Origin of the sequence: Mesorhizobium sp. M7A.F.Ca.CA.004.06.1.1, from assembly GCF_003999135.1 — a bacterium.
Lineage (GTDB): Bacteria > Pseudomonadota > Alphaproteobacteria > Rhizobiales > Rhizobiaceae > Mesorhizobium.
Genome location: NZ_RZPQ01001045.1, coordinates 1 through 1,571, shown reverse-complemented (window position 1 = coordinate 1,571; position 1,571 = coordinate 1). Strand labels below are relative to the sequence as shown.

The following is a 1,571-nucleotide window of genomic DNA, read 5'->3' as shown; positions in this document are numbered from 1 at the left end:
GGCCCCGCCGCCCCCCGCCAGCGGCCGGAGCCGCCACGAAAGCTGGAGCCGGTTCGCGGCGACAAGGCGCCTGATGCCATCGGCGCCATCGCGCACCAGCATCCGGCCGCGCGGCCCGACCGCCCAGCTTTCATCGAACTTGCTCTCCTGATCGACCGTGATCGACATGGTGATCTTGCGGCTGGCCGAAACAGCGTCGTTCAATTGCAGCCATTCAGTCCAATGCGGCTCGCCGTTTGCCCGGCAGGCAATCGTCAGGATCGGGCTGTAGCTCAAGGCACCGCCGCCGGTGATCAGCTTGTTGGTTGCGTAGAGCGAGGCCGTGACAAGGCCGTCTTCACTCGTGCCGAAGCGCCAGTTGTCAGACACCGCGCCGGCCTGGGCGATGCCGCAGACCGAGACAAGGACCAGCGCGATTGCCGAAGCGTGTCCCAATTCGACGAACAGTCTCAACACGCCCTCCAACAACCAAGCGGCTTGCAATAGAAGCGCAGATAATGATCAAAGCTTGGTCGCCACAGGCCGTCGCTCGCGAAGCATGGCGGCTGTTGCAGTTTGGCAACGAAAAAGGCCGCCTGGAGGGCGGCCTTCCTGTTTCAGCGGAGCGCTGGTGTTATTCGGCGGCCTTCTTCTTCGGCGCGGCCTTCTTCTTGGGCTCTTCCGCGTCGTCGGCCTTCTTGGCGTCGGCCTTCTTGGCGGCGGCTTTCTTCGCCGGCTTCGCCTTGACGGAGGTCTCGTCCTCTTCGTCGTCGGCCATCAGCTCTTCCTTGCTGACCTTGACGTCGGTGACCGAAATCTGACCGAGCAGATGGTCGACCACTTTTTCCTCGAACATCGGCGCCCGCAGCGTGTTCAACGCTTCCGGGTTGTTGCGGTAGAACTCGAAGACTTCCTGCTGCTGGTTGCCCGGATAGCGGCGCACCTGCTCGAACAGGCCGCGCTGCAGCTCTTCGTCCGATACGGTCACGCCGGCCTTCTCGCCGATTTCAGCCAGCACCAGGCCGAGACGCACGCGGCGCTCGGCAAGCCGCAGATACTCGGCACGCGCCTCTTCTTCCGTCGTCTCTTCGTCGGCGAAGGTGCGTCCGGCTGCTTCCAGGTCACGATTGACCTGCGCCCAGATGTTGTTGAACTCGGCGTCGACGAGCTTCGACGGCGCCTCGAACGAATAAGCCGCATCGAGCTGGTCGAGCAGCTGGCGCTTCACCTTCTGGCGTGTCATGGCGCCGAACTGGTTCTCGATCTGGCCGCGTACGACGTCGCGCAGGCGCTCCAGCGACTCCAGGCCGAGGTTCTTGGCGGTCTCGTCGTTGATTTCCAGCGCGCCGGGCTGGGACACTTCCTTGACGGTGACGTCGAAGGTCGCTTCCTTGCCGGCAAGATGCGCGGCCTGGTAGTTCTCCGGGAAAGTCACGGTGACCTGCTTTTCGTCACCGGCCTTGGCGCCGACCAGCTGATCCTCGAAGCCGGGGATGAACTCTTTTGAGCCCAGCACCAGCGGCTGATCGGTGCCCGCGCCGCCATTGAAGGCTTCGCCGTCGATCTTGCCGACATAGTCGATGGTGACGCGG

Annotated in this window: 2 protein-coding genes; both read right to left on the bottom strand. The window is 63.7% G+C overall.

Going from position 1 to position 1,571, the window contains the following annotated elements; genetic code table 11:
- Positions 1-453 (bottom strand): hypothetical protein (locus EN906_RS33625; protein WP_127375749.1); only part of this gene is annotated, 453 nt, incomplete at its 3' end.
- 160 nt (positions 454-613) lie between these two features.
- Positions 614-1,571: trigger factor (tig, locus tag EN906_RS33620; protein WP_127375748.1), on the bottom strand; the 958-nt coding region annotated here is incomplete at its 5' end.